This window comes from Lactobacillus sp. WILCCON 0059 (genome assembly GCF_057197985.1).
In genome coordinates this window covers 926,798-951,394 of record NZ_JBUBHN010000001.1, presented here as the reverse complement: position 1 = coordinate 951,394, position 24,597 = coordinate 926,798, and the positions used below count along the sequence as shown (strand labels likewise).

Here is a 24,597-nt window from a genome sequence, read left to right as displayed (position 1 = left end):
ACACTGCGAAACTTTGTTCAGTTTTCAAAGTACCAACTTGCGTCAAGTGACGCAACGTTTTATATCTTACTCGCTTGTCGACTTCTTGTCAACAAGTTTTCGATATTTATTGTCTTCAATTGCTTTTCATTAAGAAAGCGCTTCGCGTTTTGCTTGAAGACATTTACTACTTTACCCCCATTTGTTAATTTCGTCAATCTTTATTTTCAATTTTCTGCTAATTTTTCTCTATTTTCATTCCTACTCTTCGCTAATCTATTCTTGCCTTGCTGTTTATTTATCATCTATTTTCTAGGTCTAGCCCAGCTTGTAAAAGTGATGTTATTCACTATTTTTGCTTTTTTCTGCGCTTTCAGCATTCTACTCCGACACAGATGTAAGCATTTACATAACTCGAATTCATTGAAATTTATAGCCTTTTTTGCCTTGACAAAGAAAACAAAGAGACTATCATGTTAGGTGAAAAGGTTCACAAAAAAGCAGAACCTCAGAAAAAATGTAGTAGTTTTTATGGAGAGAAAAAATGGTTGATGTAAAGAAAACACAGACCGCTGTTGAAACAGGCAAGGAATTGTCTGCAGAAGAAAAAATGGAAGAAGCCAAGCGTTATACCGGTGAATTAGTTAACAAAGCCCTGGTTGCTGAAGAAGCCTACTCGACTTACAGCCAGGAGCAAGTTGACAAGATCGTGGCTGCCATGGCTCTGGCCGGCAGTGAAGCCTCCCTTGAGCTTGCTCACGAGGCAGTAGATGAAACCGGCCGCGGCGTGGTAGAAGATAAGGATACCAAGAACCGCTTCGCTACCGAAAATGTCTACAACTCAATCAAACACGACAAGACCGTTGGCATTATCGAAAGAAACCAGGTTGAAGGCTATATCAAAGTTGCTGCTCCTCTAGGCGTTTTAGCCGGGATCGTGCCAACCACCAACCCAACTTCAACGACCATGTTCAAGATTTTGGTAGCCCTAAAGACCAGAAACGCGATCATCTTCTCCTTCCACCCAAAGGCGCAGAAATGTTCAATCCATGCTGCCCAGATCTTGTATGACGCGGCAGTAAAGGCTGGTGCCCCAAAGAACATCATTCAGTGGATCGACAAGGCCAGCCTGGAAAACACCACCGCCTTGATCCGCAACCCAAAGATCGCTTCTATTTTGGCAACTGGTGGTCCCGGCATGGTGCACGCAGCGCTGCAGTCTGGCAATCCGTCAATGGGGGTCGGTGCCGGTAACGGTGCTGTTTACGTTGACCACACCGCCTTTTTGGACCGGTCTGTTGAAGACATCCTTTTATCCAAACGCTTTGACAACAGCATGGTTTGCGCGACTGAAAACTCAGCCGTAGTTGAAGCACCAATCTACGATAAGTGGCTGCAAATGATGCAGGACAAAGGTGCCTACCTGCTTCCAAAAAAGGACTACCAAAAGCTGGCCGACTTCGTCTTCAATGACAAGCACGGGGTCAATGGTCCGGTTGCCGGAATGAGCGCCCGCTGGATCTGCGAACACGCCGGCATCACCCTGCCTGAAGGCAAGGATGTCATCCTATTTGAACTGGATCCAAAGAACATTGGTGAAAAACTTTCATCCGAAAAGCTCTCCCCGCTTCTGTCAGTTTACAAGGCCAAGGACCGGGAAGACGGGATCAAAATCGTCAAAGCCCTGCTCGACTACCAAGGTGCCGGCCACAATGCCGCCATTCAAATTGGCTCCCAAGACGACCCATTCATCGATGAATACGGCAAGGCAGTCCAAGCTTCCAGAGTCCTGGTCAACCAGCCAGATGCTTTAGGCGGGATCGGTGACATTTACACTGATGCCCTGCGGCCGAGCTTGACCTTGGGGACTGGGTCGTGGGGGAAGAACTCCCTGTCTCACAACCTGTCAACCAGCGACCTTTTGAACATCAAGACCATTGCCAAGCGGCGCAACCGGCCGCAATGGATCCGCCTGCCAGAGAAGATTTTTTACGAAAAAGACTCCATTACCTACCTCTCAGATGAAAATGAGCAGGAAATCAACCGGGCCTTTATCGTCGCAGACCCAGGCATGGTCAAGTTTCACTTCGTTGACAAGATCTATGAGCAATTAGCCTTAAGAGATAATCACGTCGACACGGCAATCTACAGTGAAGTATTGCCTGACCCGCCGCTGAGCCAAGCGATCAAGATTGCCAAGAAGATGAAGAAGTTTGAGCCCGACACCATTATCGCCATCGGCGGCGGCAGCGCCCTGGACGTCTCCAAGATTGCCCGCTACATCTACGAATACAGCCTGGACCAAGAAGAAGGCTGGCTGGACAACTATGACAATGTGAGCGAGCTCTTTAAGGAACTGCAGCAAAAATTTGTCGACATCAGAAAGCGGATCGTCAAGTTCAAGCATGAGACCCGGACCAGCTTGATCTGCATCCCAACCACTTCAGGGACCGGATCAGAAGTCACCCCATATGCCGTCATTACCGACGACAAGCAGCATGTCAAGTACCCGCTGACTGACTACGAACTGACCCCGCAAGTCGCCATCGTTGACCCGGCCTTTGTCATGACCGTGCCAAAGCATACCGTGGCTTTCTCCGGCTTTGACTGCCTCTCCCACTCTTTGGAAAGCTACGTCTCTGTTGCCGCCAGCGACTTCACCCGGCCATGGTCGCTCAAAGCCATCCAGCTGATCATGAACAACCTGGAAGCTTCTTACAAGTATGATCCAAAGCACCCGACTTATGAAGGCGAAAAAGCCCGGGAAAACATGCACTACGCGGCAACCTTAGCCGGGATGGCTTTTGCCAACGCCTTCTTAGGCCTTAACCACTCTATCGCCCACAAGCTGGGCGGGGCCTTTGGTTTCCCGCATGGCCTCTGCATCTCGATTTCCATGCTGCCGGTCATCAAGTTCAACGGAGCCAGCGGCAATGTCAAGCGGACCCCATACCCAAGATATGAAGTTTACCGGGCCCAAAAAGACTACGCTGATATCGCCCGCAGCTTAGGCCTGCCAGGCAAGAATGACGCTGAACTGGTTGATTCTCTTTGCAAGCGGATCCGGGAACTGATGAAGGCCTGCGACATTCAGCCCTCCCTGTCAGCCAACGGGGTCAGCAAAGAAGCCTTCGACGCTGCCTTGCCAGCCATGATCGACCGGGTCTACGATGACCAGTGCACGGTACAGAACCCGCGCCAGCCAAGCATGGCTGAAATCAAGCAGCTGCTGATCAGCATGTATTAAAAATTCCTTCCCTAGATTTTCTAAAATTTTAGTCATCTGTAATACACCAAAACAAGTCCTGTTTGAGTTCATCAAGCAGGACTTGTTTTTGTAAAAGGAGTTTTCAGTTATTATTGCTTGTCCTTGGCAGCCAGCCAGTATGGCAAGGCCACGAAGACGATACCGCCAACCATGTTGCCCAGGGTTACCCAGAGCAGGTTGTAGAACATGCCGCCAGCTGAAATGGCGCCTGCCCCTTGCACTGGAGCCAGCAAGGCAACGATGAAAGTCGTCATATTGGCCACGCTGTGTTCAAAGCCAGTTGAAAAGAAGGCTAAAAGGCACCAGAAGATCATGATCAGCTTAGCTGAGTCGCTCTTGGTCTGGAAACCTGACCAAACAGCCAGGCAGACCAAGATGTTACAGAGAATACCCCGCAAGAAAAGCTGGCCAGCTGGCGCTGCCATTTTAGCGGCTGCCGCCTTGGTAAAGACAGTTGCCGTAACTGGCAAATCCAAGCCAGACTTGACAAACATCCAAGCCAAGATGCCAGCCCCCAGCAGGTTGCCCAGCCAGCAAAGCAGCCACAAGAGAGCCGCCTGGCTCAGCTTGACCTTCTTTTCCAGCAGACCGGCACTCATTACAAAGTTGTTGCCAGTAAAAAGCTCAGCCCCGGGAATTACCACCAGACTCAAGGCAACCCCGAAGATCAACCCCTTGATCAAGTTGGCAAAGGGGCTTGTCCCTAATTGTCCCCCAACCGTAAAAGCCAGCAGGATCCCAAAGCCGATGTACATCCCTGCCAAAACGGAAAGTAGGACATAGCCAGCTGGATTATTCTTGAGCAGGTTAAATTTCTTTTGTGCCGCGCCCGCAGCTGCGGCAAATGATTCCTTGTACATTATGTTACCTCTTATTCTTTTGCATGAAAGCACTTAATTCCTGTAAATCATTATATTCTTTTCTTCGACTTATGTAAACGCTTTTTTGATATAAATCAAATATTTCTCTAGTCAGAAATATTCTTTACGGGAATAGCGGCGAGTAGAAGCCACAAAAGAAAAAAGCTCAATCCTTGCAGTTATGCAGGATTGAGCTTTTTCTTACAAATTGACAATGAACCAGTCAACCACCTTATTCCAGAAGAGATTCCACTTATATGAGACCAGTTCCCAGCCGTGCAGGCGGTTGTCGTAATAGACCTTTTCCCCGTCCGGGCTGGTGATGACAAGGTCCTTGAAGGCCCCGTCATAAACATCATCCGCGATGTTGCGCTGGCTTTGGCCAAAGCCACCAAAAGCACTTTCCAAAGCTACCCCGCCGGCTGCCTGCGCCTTGATCTGCCGCTGGCAGAGCTTTTTGCCATTAACCGTTAAAGTCAGGCTGCTCCCCTTAACAATCAGTTCAGCTTTGACGTCACCTGGATCCTGGATCTGGATTTCCGGCACGTACTCTTTCGCCCCCTCTTTAACGCTCTTGGCCTTCTGCCGCTTCTTTTTAAAAGCCTTGAGCTTGTATAAAGAAGCCGTGGTGCTGTTTTGGGCAAAGCGGCCGCGGACATTCAGTTCTGAGCTTAAAGCTGCCCGCTTGTCTTCGGGCACGGAAACCGGTTTATCATCCTCCAGCTTGAACATGTCAACCTTATACAGGGTCGTAATTGCCCCGTCCTGCTTTTGCCGCAGGTAGAGAATATTGTTTTCTAAAGACAGTGACAGGTAGCTGGAAAAATTGTGCTTGCCTGAAGCTGTCCCCTGGGTTTTCAAATAGACCGTCTGCTGGCCGATCTTATTGCCCAATAATTCGCAGTTCAGCTTGCAGTCGCCAACTTTTGCCTTTTTCAAAGTCAAAAGACCGTTGCTTTCCGATTCTGAAGTCAAGGCAATCAAATTCTGCTTGAATTCCGCCGCTCCCTTGACCAGCTGCCACTTCTTATAGCGGCGCTGGCTGCCCTTGACGAACTTGATCTGCTTCTGCTCTTTGGCTGGCAGGTCGTCTTTAATCCGCATCAAAAGGTGGTTGGTATACCACCAGGCCTGAGGCTCAAGACGCGTCAGGTCATAGGGCGAGGATTTCCGGGTATTATAGGAAAAGCCTTCCCGGTTGACGTTCAGCTTGAACATTTTTTCCAGACTGGCCGCGTTGGCACTTGAAACATTGGCGTTGTCCCCGTAGCGGCTGGTATTGGAGTGCATGATGCAGTAAAGATCCGGCACTTCTCCCACCTGCTCTTTATAAATCCGGTCCATCAGCTGGTAGTCACGCTTGATCCGCTTACGCATCTCTTTAGTAGTCTCTACCGGCATCCCGTCCTTGTCTCTGATATAGTCCATCAGATAGTGGTTGTAATTCCGGCCGATATACTGGTTGATCTCGACAAACTCCCTTGAGTCCAGCTGGCCCAAAAAGCGGTGATAGCGGTCATAACAGTTGATATAAGACAGGCGGTAGCCGTTGGTCCCCAGTTCCCAGAAGCCTTCTTTTTGTAACTTTTTCAAGTCCTTGGCCGAGATGAATTTCTGATCGTCACGCTGAAATTTTTCCGCGTAGGTTAAAATCGTCGCCTTGTAGTTCAATTTTTCCAGCAATTTTTCCGTAAAAAGAACCGTATCCTTTCTCCCGTCTTCAAACAAGAGAAAAAGGGCTTTTTTAGGCAGGGGCTTGCCCCGGTAATAATAGTCTTCCACGTCTTTTTGGCTGATTGTCACATAGCCCAGCCGCTTTAAAGCTGTCAGCTCTTCTTCCAGTCTTTTTAAGGAAATCAAGCTGTCGCTGCCTTCCCGGTCAACCCCAAAGTAGGCCAGGGAAATAAAGCCATGGTCCTGCCCGTCAACAACTTCAGGATCATTTTTGCTATAGGGCTGGTAGCTTTTGAAAACGAAAAGGGCCTTGACCACCATGACCGCTAAAACAATCAAGCTGATCCATTCCAAAATTGATCTGACTAATTTGACCACATCCTTCTTGGTCTGCAGCCAGGGCCGGCGCTTATTCTTTTTCATTTGCACCACCCTCCATCTTCGCTTGCCGTTTTAGCTTCCGCTGGTCCTTTTTCTCCTGGGCCGCCACATCACTTGGCGTCTGCCGGGTCCCCCAAGTCGACTTCCAGAAGGTAACCCAGGCAATCGGCATCTGCCAGAGCAAGACCAGCTCGTAATAAATGCAGAAGAGGAAGCCAAAGGTCCAGGTCGTGCTCTTTCTCAAGAAGAGCTGGGCAAAAGACATCATCAAGCTCATCAATAGAAGGCCGACCAAAAATGTCCGCGGGAAAATATGCTGGGTCAATGGTACGTAAAGCAAGTTATAAACCACCACAACCGGGGCCATGATCGGCACGATCAAGCCGATATAAAAATTGATGGCCGCGTAAGGCTCCTTGCGCCACATAAAGCGGCCGGCCATCAAAGATTCTCTCAGCCAGGACCGCTTCCAGCGCATCTGCTGCTTTAAAAAGACCCGGTGCTTGCGGGGCACGATCGTCGAGCAGACAGCCGTATCCTGGTAGCAGCAGCGGTGGTGGTTAAGAATAAAGTTGGTCATGGCCCGGTCATCGCCAAAAGTAGCCTTGTGGCCCAAGAAGCGCTGGTTGATCCAGCGGTCCTTGTACTTCATCACGAGTTCGCGCCGGTAGCAGGACAAAGGACCACTCAAGCAGGTTACCGCGTCAAAGACTCCTTCAGCTGCCTTCATGATCCGGAAGGCAATGTAGTAGCGGACCGACTGCATTTCGGTCAAGGCATTGGTGTAAGTATTAGCCACGTCACATCTGCCCGCGCAGCCGCCCATCTTCGGGTCCTGAAAGGGCTGGACTATATTGCGGACGGCATCTGGTTCTAAAAAGGAGTCAGAGTCGACAAACATGACCAGGTCAGTGTCAGTCTGCTCCACCCCCCGGACCAGGGCCACCCTTTTGCCACCGTTTTTCTCCTGGACGAAAAGCTTCACCCGGTCATTTACCCGGTAACGGTCCCCTTCCTTGTCGTTCAGCCTCTCTAGCAGCTCATGAATTTTAGCTACTGACTGGTCACTTGAACAGTCGTCAACGACATAGACCTTCAGCTTGTCGACCGGATAGGCCTGGTCCAGGCAGGACAAAATCGTCCGCTGAATCCATTTCTCTTCATTAAAACAGGGAATCACGATCGTCACCGAGGGGGTAAAATCAGGATTGATCGGGACCGGCCGGTAGAGGCTGCCAAAAAGGTAACGGGTCAGCAAAAAAGCAGCCGCGATCAAGGAATAGCTGTACAAGATCGCGTTGTATTTGAAGTAGATGACTGATTCTGCCCGCATCAAAACCACGCAAAGGCTGACAAAAGCCAGGAGGATTGCCGCGCAAAGCAATAAATAGCGGTCCTTATGCCGGTCCATGTAGCTGGGCAGGGTCTGGGAAAATTCAATCCCCACTGCCTGGCTGGAGTCGACGCCGCGGACGACTTGCCCGCTGATCCTAAAGCGCATTTCGTGGCCTTCCGGCATGCTGCCGGCCGGGACCTTGAAGTTGAGGTGGACGTTTTTCGCCTCTTTTAAGAGGTCATAGTCGTCTTCTACCGCCAGAAGCATCCCCGTATCCGAAATATCCCGGCACTCCCCGGTCACCTTAAAAGGCCGGCCCTTGCTCTCCGCCTTGACTTTAACTGGGAAACGGCTGATATAGCGGACCCCTAAGGCATGTTCTTTTATCAGGGTCGTCAAGTCTTCATCATTAGTATACTTGCCCCGGCGGTCAAGATTGGTCCGCTGGCCCAGGGGGTCAGGAACGTGCGGCAATAGACGCCGGTCGCTTTTTTCTTTTAAGAGGACTTCCTCCTCTTTTTCTTGGCCCTTAGCCATCTTGCTCACCCCAATTCCTTACAGGCGCCAGTAAGTCAGCCCCAGCGCCTCTTCTTCTTCAGCAGGATACAGGCCCTTGACGTCAACCAGGACCCGGTCCTTATTTGCCAGCTCTTTTTTGTAAAAACTATTCAGATCCAGCTTTTTAAACTCGTCATGAGCCACGGCAATGACCAGACCGTCCAAATCCTTCATCTCGCTCATATCCGTCAAATCGATCCCATACTTTTGCTTGATGTCCCGGGGACTTGCATGCGGATCTGCCACCAAAACCTGGACTCCATATTCTTCCAGGCCCTTGACGATATCAGCTGCCTTGCTGTTTCTGGCGTCAGCTACGTTTTCTTTAAAAGTGATCCCCAGAAGGCCAACCCGGGCTCCCTTGACCGGCCGGCCAGTCAAGGCCAGCAATTTGATGGTTTTTTCGACCAAAAAGCCCGCCACCCGGTTGTTGATCTCCCGGCTCATCCGCAAAAGACTGGCATCGGCATTGTATCTTTCTGCCTGCTGGATCAAATAGTAGGGGTCCACCCCAATGCAGTGGCCGCCGACCAGGCCCGGCTGAAAGCCCAGGGCATTCCACTTGCTGTTCATCCCCTTGAGGACTTCCTGGGTATCCAGGCCCAATTTGTCAAAAATCGCCGCGCATTCATTCATAAAGGCAATATTGACGTCTCTTTGGCTGTTCTCCGTCACTTTGATGGCTTCGGCTGCCTTAATTGAAGAAACCGGCACCGTCGCCTCGATGACCAGGTCATAGACCTCCTTGACCGTTTGACAGGTCTCCTGGTCCATGCCGGAAACGATCTTTTTAATATTGGTCAGGTGGTGCTGGCAGTCACCAGGGTTGATTCTTTCTGGCGAATAGGCGATTTTAAAATCTTGGCCAATTTTCATGCCGCTGGCTTTTTCCAAAATCGGCCCGCAAAAGTCTTCCGTCATGCCCGGATACACAGTTGATTCATAAACAACGACCGCTCCTTTTTGCAAATTCCGGCCAACTGTTTGACTGGCCCCTTTTAAAGGCCGGAGGTCAGGCTCATTGTCCTCGTAAACCGGGGTCGGGACCGCGATGATCACAAAATCGGCTTCTTTGATCCGCTTTTCATCGCTGGTAAAGTCGATCCCGCTTTGGCTGACGTCGCCCATTGAATGGGTCGGGTCTGCCCCCTTCCGGTAAGCCATAAGCTTATCCTCATTAATGTCAAAGCCGATCACCGGCACTTTTTTGGCAAATTCCACCGCCAGCGGCAGGCCGACGTAACCCAAGCCCACCACGCAGAGCTTGCCCTGTCCTTTGGTCAGTTTGTCAAAAATCCTCATTATTCCAAGTCCCTCTCTTTTCTCTAATTGCTTTCCTTCGCTCTTTGCCGGGAATAAGCTGCCGTATACTGGTCAACCCGGGCAAAGCTGTAGCCCGCTTTTTTCCAGATGGGAATCATGATGTCCAAAACCTGGGCGGTATACTTGGCATTTTCCAGCATGTGCATGACGATCACGCTGCCGTTTGTCACCTGGTAGTCATTGTCATCCTTGCCCGACCCGTATTTCAGGTCATGCAAGTACTTCTGGAAGCTGGTCTGTTCATAGTCATTGGTTGAAACGTCGCCGGAAACCGCGTACTGGAAGCCCACGTCAAAGACCGCCTCCAGGCCCTTTTTGGAAACTTCCAGAGTTGGCGGCCGGAAGTCCAGGGACAGGGCCTTTTTCCCGGCAACTTGGACGTTACCGACATACTTGTTCAGTTTCTGGTAAGACTGAGCCAGGTCTTTGCGCATGGCCGCGGTCTCCTTAACAGTTAGGTTATGATAAGCCCCGTTATTACTGGTTGCCAGGGGCCAGTGCGAGTTGGAGTGGCTGGCGATTTCATGACCATCAGCCGCGATTGCCCGCAGCAAGTTGGGATTTTTGTCCACGTTTTCGGTCAAGACGAAGAAGGTTGCCTTGACATGATGCTTTTTCAACACATACAGGATCTTATTGATGGATTCGTCGCTACCCCAGTCGTCAAAAGTCAAAAAGAGAACGCGGTCGTTTGTCAAACGGCCAACTTGATCCAGGCGGTTAGTTTCCCAGTAGTCAAAGCCCGGCATCTTGACCGGGGAGGTGACGAAATTGCTGCCAACATAATGCTGCTCCAGATAAGCAAACTCCCGCCAATAAGGCTTGAGCTTGGTCAAATTCCGCTTGCCGGCTTCTACCAGCTTGCTCTTTTTGTCGTTAAAGCTGTAGCAGGCTTTAGAAGCCTTAAGCTGGCTGACCGTTTTCAATTTGTAGCGGCTGGCAGCTTCTATCTTTTTGCCCCGGGGATGATAGGCAATGGCATCCAACTTGTCTTTCAGCAGGTCTTGCACCATCTGCCCCATGACGGTTTTCTCCCCCTTTTGCCGGACCTGGTCCGCCTCATAATAGCCCAGGTTGATTCCTTCAATTGCCCCCCGGTTAAAACGGAGCTTGGCAACTTCCTGCCGGTTTTTAGCCAGGCTGGAAAAAGTGCTGTCCTGGCTCTTGGCCTTGATCAAGGCCTGCTTGGGGGCAATGGCCGTCAGCTTGGCCGCCTTGATAGCTTCTAAGACTTCGGCCTTGGACTTTTTGCCAGAAACGACCACTAATTTTGGCTGGTAATTAAAGCGCCATTGGCAGTATTCGAGGCAATTGTGCAAGTACTGGCTGGCTCCCTTGAAAGTAGCTGGAAAAGCCTTGCTCTCCTGGTAAACCAGGGCCAATTCATGCCCCTCTTTTAAAAGCTGCTCAATAGTCAAGGCCTCATCTTGGAGTTCGCCAAAAGAAGCAGCGAAAGTCGCGGCCCCATCCCGGTCCTTGACGATTTGCCCCACTTCCTGGTCAACTGCTGAGTGGCTGAGATTGGTCAAAAGCAAAGACAGGGCCGGCTCAGTCGTCAGCACTTGCGTAAGCGGCTGATCTTTTTGCCCTTGGTTCTCCTTGCGCATTTTAGCTATTTCCTGCTGGCTGAGGGCCTTGATAGCAGGATTTTTGACTAAGCTGGCCAGGGTCGTGAAAGAGTAGCCAGCCTTCTTGCCCTGCTTGGCAAAAGCTGCCATTTTGCCTGCTTCCCCTGCCTTGAAAAAGATATAGCGGCCGGGTTTCAGCTTTTTAGCTGAATTTTGAGCAACCGGAGTGAGGTCGGTCTGCCAGCAGGCCCGTCTGACGGCGCTGCTTTGGTCGCTCTTTTTCAAAACGTAAGCTGCTGGCTTGGAAATTTTCGCGAGCCGCTCTTGCCCATTTTTCAAAGTCTGATAAGCCGTCCAATTATTTGTTAAAGCAGTCTGGCTGGCCAGCTGCAGGCCATAGCCGGCTTCCTTGATCTGCTTAATCAATGCATCTGGCGTTTTTTCATCGCTTAAAAAAGTTGCCGGGATTCCTGCTTTAACCAATACTTTTTTAAACTTCCGGTAGCTGCTCTCCTGATGCAGCGGCCCAATCACCAAGGCCACTTTTTTCTTATTGGTCAAAGAATAGCGGTAAAGCGTGGCTTGCTGGTCATCGTCAGCCATCTGGGCCTTGATATAGCTGGAGGACTTAACCGGCTTGAGGCTGCTTAAAGGCTGGCAGGAAATTTTTTCTTCTTTTAAGTCTTGCAAAAGCAGGCGGACGACCTGGTCGATTTCCAGCTCCTTCTTGCTTTTCTTCTGCTGGTCAGCCAGCTGGGCCTGCTTGTCCAGGGCCGGTTTAGCGACCTTGACAGCTGGCTCCTGGTGGACAGGCGCCTTTAAGCCGGCCAGGTTGACCACGATGATCCGCTGGCCGGACAATTGCTGGACATAGTTCTTGACTTGACTTTCCTTGGTAAAAGTCTGCCGGTCAAGCACATCCCTGTTTTCCGGACAAACCAGGGCCTCGTAGCCGCAAGTAGCAGCAGCCTTAGCCAAGTAGTCGGCTTTGCCAGGCAAATAGAGCTGCTTGATCTCTTGCCTGCTTTCAGCTTCCAGGCTCTTTTTGGCCAGTTGCAGCTTGGGCAGCAAGACTTCGGCTGCCTGGCTGCCTTCTGTTCCCATAATCCCGCTGCCGATCAGCTGCTGGCGGCTTTTTACCAGGTCTTTGATCATCACGTCGTTTTCCCGCGCCCGGGCGGCTGGCAGGGCAAAAGCGGCCGAAACACCAGCTTTTTTGAGGTAATCCAGAATTTTTTCATTTGTTTCCTGGCTGTCGGTTAAACCGGCAAAGACCAAAACAGCGGACCGCTTCTTCGCGGCAGTTTGGCTGGTAAGAAGGTCAGTGGGCTGTGCTGCCTCATATTTTGCCAGCAGCTTGGCTGAAGCCTTCCCGCTCTTCAGCTCTTTTGTGCCGTCAACTTTCACGTCAACCTGCCGGCTGAGGCGGGCTACTTGCACGGCCCGGTAGGTCAGCCAGCCGGCTAAGACCACTGCTATAGCAATAACGATGGTCAAGATCCCCCAGCCGGTCTTGTCCAGCTTTCTCTTTTTCCTTGCTTCCTTGCGCATTTTTCAATCCCCCATTTTATTTTTTGAAAAAATTGCATTCGCTTCAGTCATTCTTATTAGTTAATCGCACTTCTATATTTTATTCTAATCCATATTGTATTATGTATACAGCGCTAACAAGGGTAATATCATTTTTGTTTAAAATAGATTTATTTCTTTTGGGTTATCAAAAGTCCTATTTAATCTGTTTAAGAATTATTTGCCGGCGTGGACAAGGGAGCCTTTACTGTCTAAAATAAAAGGGATGAAAATCCAAGAACGAAAAGACGGAGGGTGTCATGAAAAAGAAAGTTCTCTTGATTGCCTTTGCTGCCCTGGCTCTAACTGCCTGCTCCAGCAAAAAGACCACGACTGACAGCGAAAGCGCCAAGAAGGCAGCGAGCTCAATTTCCAGTTCCAATGTAGTCAAGCAGACCAGCAACAAGATCAATCTCACTAATTACAAGAAGATCAAGGTCGTTGAAAAGACCGGGTCCACCCCCAGCCAGGTAACTGACCTCCTGGGCCGGGAAGCAGACGCCAAGAGCAAGGCCAACACCAGCAAGCTGAAGGCTACCATTTACACTTGGGAAGGGGTCCAAAACGGCAGCGCCGGCTCCAACCTGGCCGTTGAATTCGCCAACGGGGTGGCGATCGCCAAGCAGATTTCCGGCCTTGTAGTCAACCGGTCCAAAAAGATTACGCCAAAAGACTACAAGTCTCTCAAGAAGGGGATGACCCAAGAAGAAGTCGAAGCCATTGTCGGCAAGCCTAACGGCTACTCAGAATCTGACTATTCCAATTCTGACGTGGTCCTCTGGCTCTACACCAGTGGCCTCAAGAGCGACGGGCAAGCCAACTTCTACGTTACCTTCCAGAAAAACAAGCTGGTCGCCAAAAAAGCCCAGAACTTTAACTAAAGCAAAAGAGCTCCCGAATACCGGGAGCTCTTTTTGGACCTAAAAAATAAAATAGAGATAGAAAGTATGGAGTAGAAGTAAGGAATAAAAGATAAAGTAGAAAATTGAAAAGGAGATGGAAAAACAGAAAACAAAAAAGCAAGCATTTCTGCTTGCTTAAGTCATGCCCACTAAAGGAGTCGAACCTTCACTCTGTTGCCAGAACAGCGACCTGAACGCTGCGCGTCTGCCAATTCCGCCAAGTGGGCTTTCCGATGACAATATTTATAATAGCAAAAGTTTTCGGAAAAGGGAAGGTTTTTTTACAAAAAACTTGTCTTAATTACCTCTCCGCTGGACCAGGCACTGACCTTTCCGCTTTTTTCCAGCAAGAGCCGGCCCTGGTCGTCAAAGCCGGCGCAAATGCCGGAGATGGTCCGCCCAGCGATTTTCAAAGTAACCACCCGGCCAGGCAAGATGCTCAATTCCCGGTAGCGGGGCAGAAAATCCTGCCAGCTGCCGGCCCGGCAAATGACACAGGCCAAATCATCTGCCAAAAGCGGATCAAAATCCCCTGCGGCCAAGAGGCGGCCGGCCTGGGGCAGATTAGCCGGAAGTTCCGAGCCCAAGTTAAGGCCCAGACCGACTACTATCCCGCCTGCCACCTGCTCAGTCAGAATGCCGCCAACTTTTTTCTCCTGGAAATAGAGATCATTGGGCCACTTAAGGCCGATTTCCAGTCCATACCTGGCCCGTAAAAAATCGGCTGCTGCCGTCCCCACCGCCAGGGTCAGCAGGGGATTCTCTTGCTTTTCCAGGCAAACTGACAGATAAAGGCCATTTTTAGGCGAATAAAAGGCTCGCCCCTGCTTGCCATAGCCTTTCGTCTGTTCAATTGCACTAACGGCAAAAGGCGGCTTTTTCTTTTTGAGCAGCTCCTTGGCCAAATCCTGCGTAGAAGGCAAGACTGGATAGCTGTAAATCTCCATCACTGCCTCCTAGGACAGGTGAACGCCCTTGTCAACATAGATGATGTCGCCAGTCAGGCCGCTGGACAGGTCGCTGAGCAGGAAGGCACAGCAGTTGCCCAGTTCTTCCAAGCTCACATTGACCCCGTCAACCGTCAAGGACCGGGACTGTTCCAAGAGTTCCTTGTGCCCGCCAATCCCCGTTACGGCCAAAGTCTTCATGGCCCCGGCGGAAATCGCGTTGACCCGGCTGCCAGTCTTGCCCAGGTCCCGGGCCAGGTAGCGGACGGAACTTTCCAAAGCCGCCTTGGCAATCCCCATCGTATTGTAGTTGGTAATGGCTCTTTCCGACCCGATAAAGGTCAAGGTAACGATTGAAGCCTTAGGGGCCAAAAGTTCCTTTTCCTGGGCGGCCTTGGCCACGGCAATCAAGGAATAGCTGGAAATGTTTTGAGCAGTCAGGTAGCCCTCCCGGCTGGAATTAAGGATGGACCCTTCCAGTTCGTTTTTCGGGGCAAAAGCCACCGCGTGGACCAAGCCGTCGATCTGGCCAAACTTTTCTTTCACTTGGTCAAAAGCCGCGTCAATGCTCTCATCGCTGGCCACATCGCATTCAACCAATTTGTCTGCCGCTATCCCCAGCTTGAGCAGGCTCTTTTCCAGGCGGTCATTTTGATAGCTGTAGACCACTTCCCCGCCCTGGGCCTTGATCTGCTCAGCGCAGCCCCAGGCAATGGACCGCTTGTTGGCCACGCCCATTACCAAAAACTTTTTTCCAGCTAAAATTCCTGCCATCTTCTTCACCTAAAACTTTCTGAAACGTTCATAGCGCCGGTTGAGCAAACTGCTGACCGGCAGCTTTTTCAATTTTGCTAATTCTTCTTCTAAGACCCGAGCAATTTCCCGGCATTGGGCATCCTTGCTGCCCTCTTGCTTGATCACGCCCTCAATCACCTGCCCCTTTAAGAGGGATTCCGGCGTCAGGCCCAAGAGCTCAGCTGCTTCAGCCGCCCGGCCCGCGTCCTTCCACAAGATAGAGGCAAAGCCTTCAGGAGACAGGACCGAATACATGGAATTTTCCAGCATCCAGACCTCATCCCCGCAGGCCAAGGCCAAAGCACCGCCAGACCCGCCTTCACCGAAAATCACGCTGATAATTGGCGTTTCGGCCTGGCCAATATCTGTCAGACACTGGGCAATCGCCTGCCCCTGGCCGGCATATTCAGCTTCTTTGCCGGGAAAAGCCCCGGCGGTATCGATAAAAAGGAGCACCGGCCGCTTAAAGCGGGCTGCGTCTTTGACCAAGCGGGCAGCTTTCCGGTAGCCGGCTGGTTCCGGCTGGCCAAAGTGCTTGGCCAGGCGTTCTTCCAGCTTATGCCCCCGGCTGGTGGTGATCACCGTCACCGGCTGACCGGCAAAAAGGCCGATCCCGCCCACGATAGCCGGGTCATCTGCCCCCTGCCGGTCACCGTGCAGCTCAATAAAGTCGCTGAACAAGTGACTTCGCAGATAGTGGGCCGACAATTTGTCGCTGGCCCGGGCTGCCCGGACCGTTTCCATTGCATCAGTCATCCTGCATCCCTCCGTACTTTAACAGCCAGGCCAGGGTCTCTTTTTCTTCCTGCCGCAAAACGATCCGGTCGATAAAGCCGTGCTTTAAAACAGTTTCTGCCCGCTGGGCGTCTTTTGGCAGCTTTTCATGGATGGTCTGCTCAATCACCCGGCGGCCGGCAAAGGCCACCATGGCGTGGGCTTCAGCCAAAGTAATGTCGCCTTCACTGGCAAAGCTGGCCGTCACCCCGCCGGTAGTCGGATCGGTCAAAACGACCAGGTATAAAAGGCCAGCTGCCTTATGCCGGTTAACGGCGTTAACCACTTTAGCCATCTGCATCAAAGAGTAGATCCCTTCCTGCATCCGGGCCCCGCCACTGGCCGTGAAGACTACGACCGGCAGCTGTTTCTCGGTAGCTGCTTCAATGAGCCGGGTCAGTTTTTCCCCGGTCATCTGGCCCAAAGAGCCCATGATAAAAAAGGGATCCATGATGGCCAGGGCTGTCTTTTGTCCGCCAATGCTAGCTAAACCGGTCCAAACCGCTTCATTTAAGCCGGTCATTTTCTTTCCGCTGGCAACTTTTGCCTTATAATTTGGAAAATGCAGGGGGTCGCTGGGTTTAATGTCCCCAAACCACTCTTCACTTTCCTCGCAGAGCCAGGCCAGGCGCTCTTTAGCGGTCAAGCGGAAGCCGTAGTCGCAGTCAGGGCAGGTCTTGTACTTGTCCAGGCGGCTGGCGAAAAATTCCAGTCCGCAATTCGGGCACCGCTGCATCAAACCACTCGGCACTAAGTCTTCCGCCCTTTTATTGGCCTTGACGTGCCGCTCAGAGATCGTGTTTCTTTTTTTAAACAGCCTCATGCTTGTCTACCTGTTCCTTCCAGCGGGGCAAAAATTCCCTCTCCAAATAAGTATTGGTAAAAGTCCCCTGCTTAAATTCCGGATCGTCCAGAATGGCCAGGTGAAAGTCCTGGTTAGTCTTGACCCCCCGGATCACCAGCTCCTTTAAAAGCCGCCGCATCCGGGCAACGGCTTCTTGCCGGCTGCTGCCTAAGGCAATAATTTTGGCCAGCATGGAATCGTAAAATGGCGAAACCACCATGCCCTGGTAAAGAGCGGAATCGATCCGCATGCCCGGGTTGCCGACCGGCAAAAAGAGGTAGTCCACCTGGCCGGTTGACGGCATGAAATCCCTGCTGGAATCTTCAGCGTTGATCCGGCATTCGATAGCGTGGCCCTTAAAGCTCAAGTCTTCCTGCTTAAAAGGCAATTCTTCCCCGGCCGCGACCAGGATCTGGGCCTTGACCAGGTCAACCCCGGTAACCATTTCCGTCACCGTGTGTTCAACCTGCAGGCGAGTGTTCATTTCCATAAAGTAGAAATTATGGTCCTGGTCCATCAAAAATTCAATCGTCCCCGTATTCAGATAATCAGCTGCTTCAGCAGCCCGGACAGCGATCTGGCTCAGCTTTACTGATCAGCTCACAAGGGCTCTCCTCAATCACCTTTTGCTTGCGTCGCTGCAGGCTGCAGTCTCTTTCCGGGAAGTAAACGCAGTTGCCAAACCTGTCCCGGATAACCTGGACCTCGATGTGCTTGACCTTGGTCAAAACTTTCTCCAGATACATCTGGTCATTGCCAAAATCCAGCCGGGCTTCGTTTTGAGCCAGGTCAAAAGCATCAGCCATTTCACCAGGCTCCTTGACCTGCCGGATCCCCTTGCCGCCTCCGCCGGCCGCGGCCTTCAGCAAGACCGGATAACCGACTTCTTCAGCAACCTTTTTGCCTTCTTCTGGCGACTTGATAAAGTCCCGGCTGCCCGGAGTAACCGGCACCTTGTGCTTGATCATCAGCTGGCGGGCATGTTCCTTGTTGCCCATCTGGTCGATGGTTTCCGCCTTTGGCCCGATAAAAGTCAAGCCGCAGGCCGTGCAGAGGCTGGCAAATTCCGCGCTCTCTGACAAAAAGCCATAGCCCGGGTGGATGGCCTGGGCCCCGGTCCCAGTAGCAGCGGAAATGATGTTTTTGATGTTCAAGTAGGAGTCGCTGGGGCGGCTTCCGCCCACGCAGACTGCTTCATCAGCCAGCTGGACATGGAGGCTGTCTCGGTCAGCTACTGAATAGATAGCGACGGACTTGATGCCCATTTCCTTAAGGGTCCGGATGATGCGGACCGCGGCTTCGCCCCGGTTGGCGACCAAAACTTTGTCAAACATTTTTCTCACCTGAAATCATGAAGGTCAATTCCGCCGTGCAGGCCTTTTTCCCGTCGACCCAGGCAATCCCCTGCCCCAGGCCGATCTGGCCCTTAACCTTTTCCAAAGTCACTTCCAGCTTAACCTGGTCGCCCGGCTTGACCATTTGGCGGAACTTAGCATTTTTGATGCCGCCAAAATATGCGGTCTGCCCCTTGAAGCGGTCATCGCTCAAGAGCGCCACCGCCCCGGTTTGGGCCAGGGATTCCACGAGCAAGACCCCGGGCAGGACAGGATTTCCCGGGAAATGTCCCTGGAAAACTGCCTCATTAATTGTCACGTTGCGGATAGCCACCGCCCTTTTGCCAGGAAGCAGGTCAATGACCTTGTCTATCAAGAGCATGGGATAGCGGTGGGGGATGATCTCCTGAATTTGGCTGGAATCCAAAACTGTCATGCTAGGCCTCCTCAATCAAAAAGAGCGTTTGCTCGCATTCGACCAAATCTTCATTTTCCACGCAGACTTCCTTGACAGTGCCGGAAACATCGCTCTTGATTTCCGTCATCATTTTCATGGCTTCCACGATGCAGACAGTTTGGCCGGCCTTGACCTGGTCGCCTGCCTTGACAAAAGCGGGCTTGTCCGGAGCAGGCTGCAGGTAAATCGTCCCGACTAGAGGCGACTTGATGGCATGGCCAGATTCAGCTATTTCTCTTTGAACAATTTCTGCCGCTTCAACTTTTTCAACTGGCGCAGGAGCAGGACTTTCAGCTTTTTTGGCTGGCAAAACCATTTCTGCTTCTGTCTTTTGCGTGTACTCATTTTTGCTCAGAAAAAGTTCCGCATTATCCAAGCTCAGCTTCATTTCCCGGATGCTGGACTTTTCAAACTTGTCCAGCAGTCTTTCAACATCTGTTATTTCCAAAATCAAGCCCACTTTCTAAAAGCTAACACGGCATTGTGACCGCCAAAGCCAAAGGAATTGCTCAAGGCAAACTCAACGTCTTGTTCCTGCTCGCCCGCTTTAACCAGCTTGACCGGGCATTCCGGGTCCTGGTCAAAGCAGCCGACATTAGCCGGCAAAATTCCTTTTTGCAGGCTGGCGCAGGTGATGACGGCTTCAACCGCTCCCGCGGCCCCTAAGAGGTGACCGGTCATCCCCTTGGTTGAGGAAACCAGGACCTGGTCGCCAAAGACTTCATGAATCGCCTTGGCTTCCCCGCTGTCGTTGGCCTTAGTCGCCGTACCATGGGCATTGATGTAGCCGACTTGGTCCGGCTTGATGCCAGCTTCTTCAACTGCCAGCCGCATGGCTCTGGCCGCTCCCTCGCCTTTTGGATCAGGACTGGTGATGTGGTAGGCATCGCTGGTCGCCCCGTAGCCGACTACTTCAGCCAAAATCTTGGCGCCTCGCTTTTGGGCATGGTCCAGGCTTTCCAGGATCAAGGCCCCGGCCCCTTCGCCTAAGACAAAGCCGTGCCGGTTTTGGTCAAAAGGCAAAGATGCCTCTAAAGGGTCAGTGCTGGTTGACAGGGCGGTTAAAGCCGCAAAGCCGGAGATCGCCGTTTCATTGACGCTGGCTTCGCTGGCCCCGGTAATCATAACCTCAGCCCGGCCTTCCTTGATCTGCCGGTAGGCTTCCCCGATGGAGTTGGTCCCGCTGGCGCAGGCCGTGACGATGGAAGTCGAGATATTTTTGGCATTGAAGCGGATGGAGATATTGCCGGCTGCCATGTTGGCGATAGCCATCGGGATGAAGAAAGGTGAAATCCGCTTTGGCCCCTTGTCATGCATCTTGATGACCTGTTCTTCAATCGTGGTCAGACCCCCGATCCCTGAGCCAAAAATTACGCCCATTTCTTCCGCCTTCACCGTTTCCGGCGTGAGGCCAGCCATATCGTAGGCTTCCTGGCAGGCCTGGATGGCGTATTGGGAATACAGGTCCATCCGCTTGCCGTTTTTCTTGCCGACGACCTGGCTGACGTCAAAATCATCGATTTCCCCGGCCACGCTGATGCCGGTCTCACTGGCATCAAACTTCTTGATCGGCTTGATGCCGACCACGCCATTTAAAGTATTTTCAACAAAAGCCTGGCAGCCATTGCCGTTCGGGCTGACTGCCCCCATGCCTGTAACTACTACTCGCATATCTTCTCCTTAAATGGTCATTCCCCCGTCAACGACCAGGGTCTGGCCGGTAACATAGTCGTTTTCCGCCAAAAAGACTGCCGCCTGGGCAACTTCTTCCGCCTTGCCGAAGCGGGCCAAAGGGATCTGGCTAAGCGCCTGCTCTTTGACCTCATCTGGCAAGACAGCAGTCATCTGGCTGGCAATCATCCCCGGCGCGATCGCGTTCACGCGGACGCCCCGCCCGGCAGCTTCTTTTGCCGCGGTTTGGGTCAAGGCAATCACGCCGGCTTTAGACGCCGCGTAATTTGCCTGGCCGGCATTGCCGTGCAGGCCAACGATGCTGGCCATATTGATAATGGCCCCGGACCGCTTTTTCAGCATTTTCTTCAAGGCCTTCTGGGTCACCATAAAAGTTGACCGCAAGTTGACCTTGAGCACCTGGTCAAAGTCGGCCAGCTTCATCCCGATCATAATCTGGTCGCGGGTGATGCCGGCATTGTTAACCACGATATCGATCTCGCCGATTTCTTTAAAAAGCCGCTTGACCGCGTCTTCGTCGCTGACGTCGGCGGAAAAGTACTGGTAGTCTGCCCCGATTTTTTCCAGCTGGTCAGCAATTTCCTCCGGCAATTCCGGCCGCCGGCCGTTTAAGAAAAGCTGGCAGCCCTTTTTAGCAAAAGCTAAAGCAACAGCTGCCCCGATCCCTTGCGTTGACCCGGTTACCAGGACCCGTTTATTTTGTAAATCCATTCTGCCCCTCTTCTACAAACTGCTGGTATTCATCCAGACTCCCGACCTGCCAGGTCTTCAGGCCCTTGTCCGCCTGCTTGGCAAAAGCTGACAGGGCATGGCCTGGCCCGATTTCCAGGCTGGCCGTCATGCCTAAGTCCAGCAAGCCTTTGACGCAGGCGGCAAAATGAGTTGGCGCCATCAACTGAACTTCCAGGATTTTGGCCAAGTCTTCTTTGACAAAAGGCTGGCTAGTGGTATTGCTGATGACTGGGTAAGTACCAGCATTGAAAGTCTCACCCTCCAGCCGCTGGCCCATTTTTCGGCTGGCTGCCTGGTAAAGCGGAGTGTGGAAAGCTCCGGCAACATCCAAGGAAATTGCTCTTTTGGCCAGCTTAAGGTCAGCGATTTCTGCCCCAAGCTCTGGCAGAAGCTGCTTTTCTCCAGCAACAACGACCTGCTTGGGTGAATTGTAGTTGGCCAGGTAAACAGCTTGGCCGGCAGCTTGCTTTTTCTGCAAAAAGTCTTCCAGGCCTGGAATATCTGGCTTGGTCAAAGCCAGCATCCCGCTGGCCGTCTTTTCTGAATCAAGCTGCATGTATTCGCCCCGGTCAGCGACCAGGGCCAGTCCTGCCGGCCAGCTTAAAAAGCCGCTGGCTAAGAGCGCCCCGTATTCGCCTAAGGAGAGGCCGGCCAGGCCGCAAATAGGCAGGTCCAAGTCCCGGGTAAGCATGCGCCAGATCCCGTATTCAAAGGCGACTAAAGCCGGCTGCACATATCTGGTTTCATCCAGCTGGCCGCGGTCATTTTTCCAGATTTCCGGCAAGTCCAAGCCGCATGCCTGACTGGCCTGGTCAATCGTTTCTTTAAACAGGGGGTCGCTCAGAAAGTCCAGGCCCATCCCGGCCTGCTGGGCCCCTTGGCCAGCAAAGAGAATTCCGAATTTCATGGTCTGTTCCCGTTAGTCCTTTTCTGCCAGCTGCTTTTGCACCAAAGCCACCACGTCAGCAACTGTCTTGGTGTTTTCATCAGCATCCAGTTCGATGTCGTATTCGTCTTCCAGTTCGTTGACGATTTCGAACAAGTCCAGGCTGTCAGCTTCCAGGTCATCCTTGATGTTGGCTTCCATGGTTACTTGGTCTGCTTCAACGTCCAGTTCTTCAACGGCGATCTTCTTTACGGTTTCAAAAATTTCTGCTTCTGACATGTGTCTGCTCCTTTTTTAAAAATAAAACTTAAAATCTAAATCAACTAATCTCAAACAAGTGAATAAACAAATGCTCTTATAGTTTGACCAGCTGGGCGGCGGCGGTTAAGCCCCCGCCGAAGCCGGCCAAGACGACCAAGTCGCCCGCCTTCGCCTTCCCTTCTGCAAGCAGTTCGGCCAAGAGAATGGCTTCGCTGGCTGCTGAGGTATTGCCGTATTTGGCAATGTTGCAGGGGAATTTTTCCTCCGGCAAGCCCAGCCTTTTGGCCACCTGCTTGATGATCCGGTAATTGGCCTGGTGCAAGAGGAAAAGGTCAACTTTCGCTAAATCCACGCCGGCTTCTGCCAAACAAGCATTGATTACTTCCGGCACCTTGTGGGTGGCGAACTTGTAAACTTCCCGCCCCTTCATCTTGAAGGGGGCCAGGCTCGTTACCGGACCAGGGAAGGGCTGCAAACTGGTCTGGCCAGCTGACAGGTACTTGGCCAAGTGGCCGTAGCTTCTCAATTGGCTAGCCAAAAAGCGCGGCTCAAGAGCGTCCTTTTTGACCAGGACCCCGCCGGCCCCATCTCCGAAAAGGACAGCCGTTGTCCGGTCCTGCCAGTCAACCAGCTTGGACAGGGTTTCCGCCCCGATCACCAGGGCCATCCCGCCAGGCCGCGTCAGCATTTTTTCAGCCACGTCCAAAGCGTAGACAAAGCCTGAACAGGCAGCCGACAGGTCAAAGCAGGCCGCGTTTTTTGCCCCAACCGCTGCTTGAACCAGGGCCGCGGTGGCCGGGGTGTAGGCATCGGGGGACATGGTCGCGACGATGATCAGGTCAACTTCTGCTGGGTCTTCGCCGACCAGGAGCTGCTTAGCCACCTGGATGGCCAGGTCAGAGGTATTTTCCCCTTCGCTGATCCGGCGGCTGGAAATCCCAGTCCGGCTCTTGATCCAGTCATCGCTGGTCTCCATGATCTGGCTTAGGTCGTCGTTGCTGACCGTGAATTCGGGCAGGTAACGGCTGCTTTTTGCAATTCTGGCGTAAGTCAAGGCAGGCCTCTTTCCATCTCAAAACTATAATTTTGTTGACATGTATAAAGTATAGTCCTGACTTAAGAAAAGTCAATACTGTTCACGTATCGTATAGTCTACAAATTCCTTATAAAGCTAGTATTCATAAGGCTTTTTGGATAGCAAAAAACTTTTTATTTTTTACTTTATCGGCCCATGTATAGCTTTTTCTTTTAAGAAATCCCCAAGAAAAAACAACAGACCCGGAGCTGCTGCTCCGAGTCTGTTGACTAATTTATTCTCTTTTTAAAAAATTATGCTATTTTTCCAGCCGCTTGTTCTCCAGCCGCTTTCTGGCCTCCTGCAGCTTCTCCTGCTTGCTGTTGATATTTTTGACACCCAAAATATCCAAAAAGAAAGTAAAGATTGGGACGCTGACGATCAAGCCCCAGGTGCCGAAGAAGTGCTCGCCAAAGAGCAGGACCACAAAGGTGTAGAAAATCGGCAATTCCGTCTTGCTGGACATGAATTTCGGGTTCAAGATATAGGTTTCCAAAGTGTGCAGGACGGCAATCATGATCAAAATATAGATCACGTCCTGCATCCCCCCGACCGTATAGGCCACCAAAGACAGAGGAATCAGGGAAATGATCACCCCGGCCACCGGGACCAGGCTGCAGATGAAGACCATGAGGCCCAGGGCAAAAATCTGCGGCATTTTCATAATGGCCAGGCAAATAATGGTCAAAACCGTATTGCAGATGGCAATCAAAAACTGAGCTTCCAGAACCACCCCAAAAGTATTGGTGAACTTGCGGCCAAAGTAGGCAATGTCTTCAAAAAGCCAGCCAAAAAGGCTTGACTTGAGAAAAGACTGGCTGAAGGTGTGCATTTCTTTTAGCTCGATCGTGTAAAAGAAGCTCAAGACCAGGGCCATGACAAAGGACATGGCTACTGAGCCAAAGCCCTTTAATGCCGCCGTCAGCGCGGTCAGGCTGCTCTTGACCTGATTGGAGATTGTTTTTTCAGAAACATACTTGTGCAGCTGACTCATCAGCCAGCCCACGTCATTGGTCTGGTAAAAATCAATCACCGACTTGGTCATCTTGGTCACCTGCTTGACCAAAACCGGGACATAATAGCGCAGGGCAAAGTAAAGCAGGACGACGATCAAGAGATAGGTCAAAGCGACAATCAATTTGTCAGAAACATGCTTGAATTTCCCCTGCACAAACTTGACCAGGTGCACAATCAAGTAGGTGAAGATAAAGGTGAGCAGGATCGTGTTCATCATTGCCCGCACGCAGTACAGGGCCAGAATGATCATGAGCAAGACCGTTGCCCGCCGCAAATGAGTATTGTTTTTAAATCTGTTCCATAAACTGGCTTCCATAGTGTCTTCCCTAACTATTAATCTCCGGAAAAATTATTTTATCTATTGT

General features: G+C 51.6%; 19 protein-coding genes, 1 tRNA gene and 1 pseudogene. 2 read left to right on the top strand and 19 right to left on the bottom strand.

The genetic code is table 11. The features are described from left to right. The first annotated feature begins 523 nt into the window (after positions 1-523). Positions 524-3,226 (top strand): bifunctional acetaldehyde-CoA/alcohol dehydrogenase, encoded by a 2,703-nt coding sequence (adhE, locus tag ACYVUT_RS04580; RefSeq protein WP_484500091.1) that lies wholly within the window; start codon positions 524-526, stop codon positions 3,224-3,226. Between the two features lie 110 nt (positions 3,227-3,336). On the opposite strand, the gene ACYVUT_RS04575 is transcribed toward adhE, so the two are convergent. The 5 genes from ACYVUT_RS04575 to ACYVUT_RS04555 all read right to left on the bottom strand — a co-directional run bounded on the left by ACYVUT_RS04575 (position 3,337) and on the right by ACYVUT_RS04555 (position 12,498). Beyond that, positions 3,337-4,107: a formate/nitrite transporter family protein gene (locus ACYVUT_RS04575; protein ID WP_439775495.1), complete on the bottom strand. Its 771-nt coding sequence runs from the start codon at positions 4,105-4,107 to the stop codon at positions 3,337-3,339. Between the two features lie 201 nt (positions 4,108-4,308). Next, a complete protein-coding gene (locus ACYVUT_RS04570) occupies positions 4,309-6,204 on the bottom strand; it encodes a hypothetical protein (RefSeq protein WP_484500090.1) in 1,896 nt (631 codons plus the stop codon). After that, positions 6,191-8,035, bottom strand: coding sequence for a glycosyltransferase (locus ACYVUT_RS04565; protein ID WP_484501534.1), 1,845 nt, complete (start codon positions 8,033-8,035; stop codon positions 6,191-6,193). The genes ACYVUT_RS04570 and ACYVUT_RS04565 overlap by 14 nt, the downstream gene beginning before the upstream one ends. Positions 8,036-8,053: 18 nt before the next feature. Next, on the bottom strand, positions 8,054-9,358 hold the full coding sequence (locus ACYVUT_RS04560; RefSeq protein WP_484501533.1) for a nucleotide sugar dehydrogenase: 1,305 nt from the start codon (positions 9,356-9,358) through the stop codon (positions 8,054-8,056). Between the two features lie 23 nt (positions 9,359-9,381). Beyond that, positions 9,382-12,498, bottom strand: coding sequence for a polysaccharide deacetylase family protein (locus ACYVUT_RS04555; protein ID WP_484501532.1), 3,117 nt, complete (start codon positions 12,496-12,498; stop codon positions 9,382-9,384). Between the two features lie 278 nt (positions 12,499-12,776). Between ACYVUT_RS04555 and ACYVUT_RS04550 the strand changes: the two genes are divergently transcribed. Further along, on the top strand, positions 12,777-13,397 hold the full coding sequence (locus ACYVUT_RS04550) for a DUF3862 domain-containing protein (RefSeq protein ID WP_439774824.1): 621 nt from the start codon (positions 12,777-12,779) through the stop codon (positions 13,395-13,397). A gap of 164 nt (positions 13,398-13,561) precedes the next feature. Here the strand turns inward: ACYVUT_RS04550 and ACYVUT_RS04545 are convergent. From ACYVUT_RS04545 to ACYVUT_RS04480, 14 genes and pseudogenes are all read right to left on the bottom strand, one after another. Next, positions 13,562-13,645, bottom strand: a tRNA-Leu gene (locus tag ACYVUT_RS04545). Positions 13,646-13,699: 54 nt separating this feature from the next. Continuing rightward, positions 13,700-14,365: a biotin--[acetyl-CoA-carboxylase] ligase gene (locus ACYVUT_RS04540; RefSeq protein ID WP_484501531.1), complete on the bottom strand. Its 666-nt coding sequence runs from the start codon at positions 14,363-14,365 to the stop codon at positions 13,700-13,702. Positions 14,366-14,374: 9 nt separating this feature from the next. Next, positions 14,375-15,139 carry an enoyl-ACP reductase FabI gene (gene fabI / locus ACYVUT_RS04535; protein ID WP_439774822.1) on the bottom strand — a complete coding sequence of 255 codons (765 nt, stop codon included), beginning with the start codon at positions 15,137-15,139 and terminating at the stop codon, positions 14,375-14,377. Positions 15,140-15,148: 9 nt separating this feature from the next. Then, positions 15,149-15,916, bottom strand: a complete 768-nt coding sequence (gene accA / locus ACYVUT_RS04530) for a carboxyltransferase subunit alpha (RefSeq protein ID WP_484501530.1) — start codon at positions 15,914-15,916, stop codon at positions 15,149-15,151. Beyond that, positions 15,909-16,757: an acetyl-CoA carboxylase carboxyltransferase subunit beta gene (locus ACYVUT_RS04525; protein ID WP_484501529.1), complete on the bottom strand. Its 849-nt coding sequence runs from the start codon at positions 16,755-16,757 to the stop codon at positions 15,909-15,911. The genes accA and ACYVUT_RS04525 overlap by 8 nt, the downstream gene beginning before the upstream one ends. Beyond that, positions 16,744-18,112 (bottom strand): annotated as a pseudogene (gene accC / locus ACYVUT_RS04520) (acetyl-CoA carboxylase biotin carboxylase subunit). The gene ACYVUT_RS04525 and the pseudogene accC overlap by 14 nt, the downstream one beginning before the upstream one ends. Beyond that, positions 18,105-18,548 carry a 3-hydroxyacyl-ACP dehydratase FabZ gene (gene fabZ / locus ACYVUT_RS04515; RefSeq protein WP_484501528.1) on the bottom strand — a complete coding sequence of 148 codons (444 nt, stop codon included), beginning with the start codon at positions 18,546-18,548 and terminating at the stop codon, positions 18,105-18,107. The pseudogene accC and the gene fabZ overlap by 8 nt, the downstream one beginning before the upstream one ends. 1 nt (position 18,549) lies before the next feature. After that, complete coding sequence (accB, locus tag ACYVUT_RS04510; RefSeq protein ID WP_484501527.1) at positions 18,550-19,017, bottom strand: acetyl-CoA carboxylase biotin carboxyl carrier protein; 468 nt, start codon at positions 19,015-19,017, stop codon at positions 18,550-18,552. 2 nt (positions 19,018-19,019) lie between these two features. Next, on the bottom strand, positions 19,020-20,240 hold the full coding sequence (gene fabF / locus ACYVUT_RS04505; protein WP_484500079.1) for a beta-ketoacyl-ACP synthase II: 1,221 nt from the start codon (positions 20,238-20,240) through the stop codon (positions 19,020-19,022). A gap of 9 nt (positions 20,241-20,249) precedes the next feature. After that, positions 20,250-20,972 carry a 3-oxoacyl-[acyl-carrier-protein] reductase gene (gene fabG / locus ACYVUT_RS04500; RefSeq protein WP_484501526.1) on the bottom strand — a complete coding sequence of 241 codons (723 nt, stop codon included), beginning with the start codon at positions 20,970-20,972 and terminating at the stop codon, positions 20,250-20,252. Continuing rightward, positions 20,956-21,900 carry an ACP S-malonyltransferase gene (locus tag ACYVUT_RS04495; RefSeq protein WP_484501525.1) on the bottom strand — a complete coding sequence of 315 codons (945 nt, stop codon included), beginning with the start codon at positions 21,898-21,900 and terminating at the stop codon, positions 20,956-20,958. Before ACYVUT_RS04495 ends, fabG begins: the two co-directional genes overlap by 17 nt. A 12-nt stretch (positions 21,901-21,912) precedes the next feature. After that, the gene (locus ACYVUT_RS04490) at positions 21,913-22,158 is read right to left on the bottom strand and encodes an acyl carrier protein (RefSeq protein WP_484501524.1); all 246 of its coding nucleotides are present in this window, start codon (positions 22,156-22,158) and stop codon (positions 21,913-21,915) included. Positions 22,159-22,234: 76 nt separating this feature from the next. Further along, positions 22,235-23,194 (bottom strand): beta-ketoacyl-ACP synthase III, encoded by a 960-nt coding sequence (locus ACYVUT_RS04485; protein WP_484501523.1) that lies wholly within the window; start codon positions 23,192-23,194, stop codon positions 22,235-22,237. Between the two features lie 280 nt (positions 23,195-23,474). Beyond that, positions 23,475-24,548 carry an AI-2E family transporter gene (locus ACYVUT_RS04480; protein WP_484501522.1) on the bottom strand — a complete coding sequence of 358 codons (1,074 nt, stop codon included), beginning with the start codon at positions 24,546-24,548 and terminating at the stop codon, positions 23,475-23,477. Positions 24,549-24,597 lie beyond the last annotated feature (49 nt).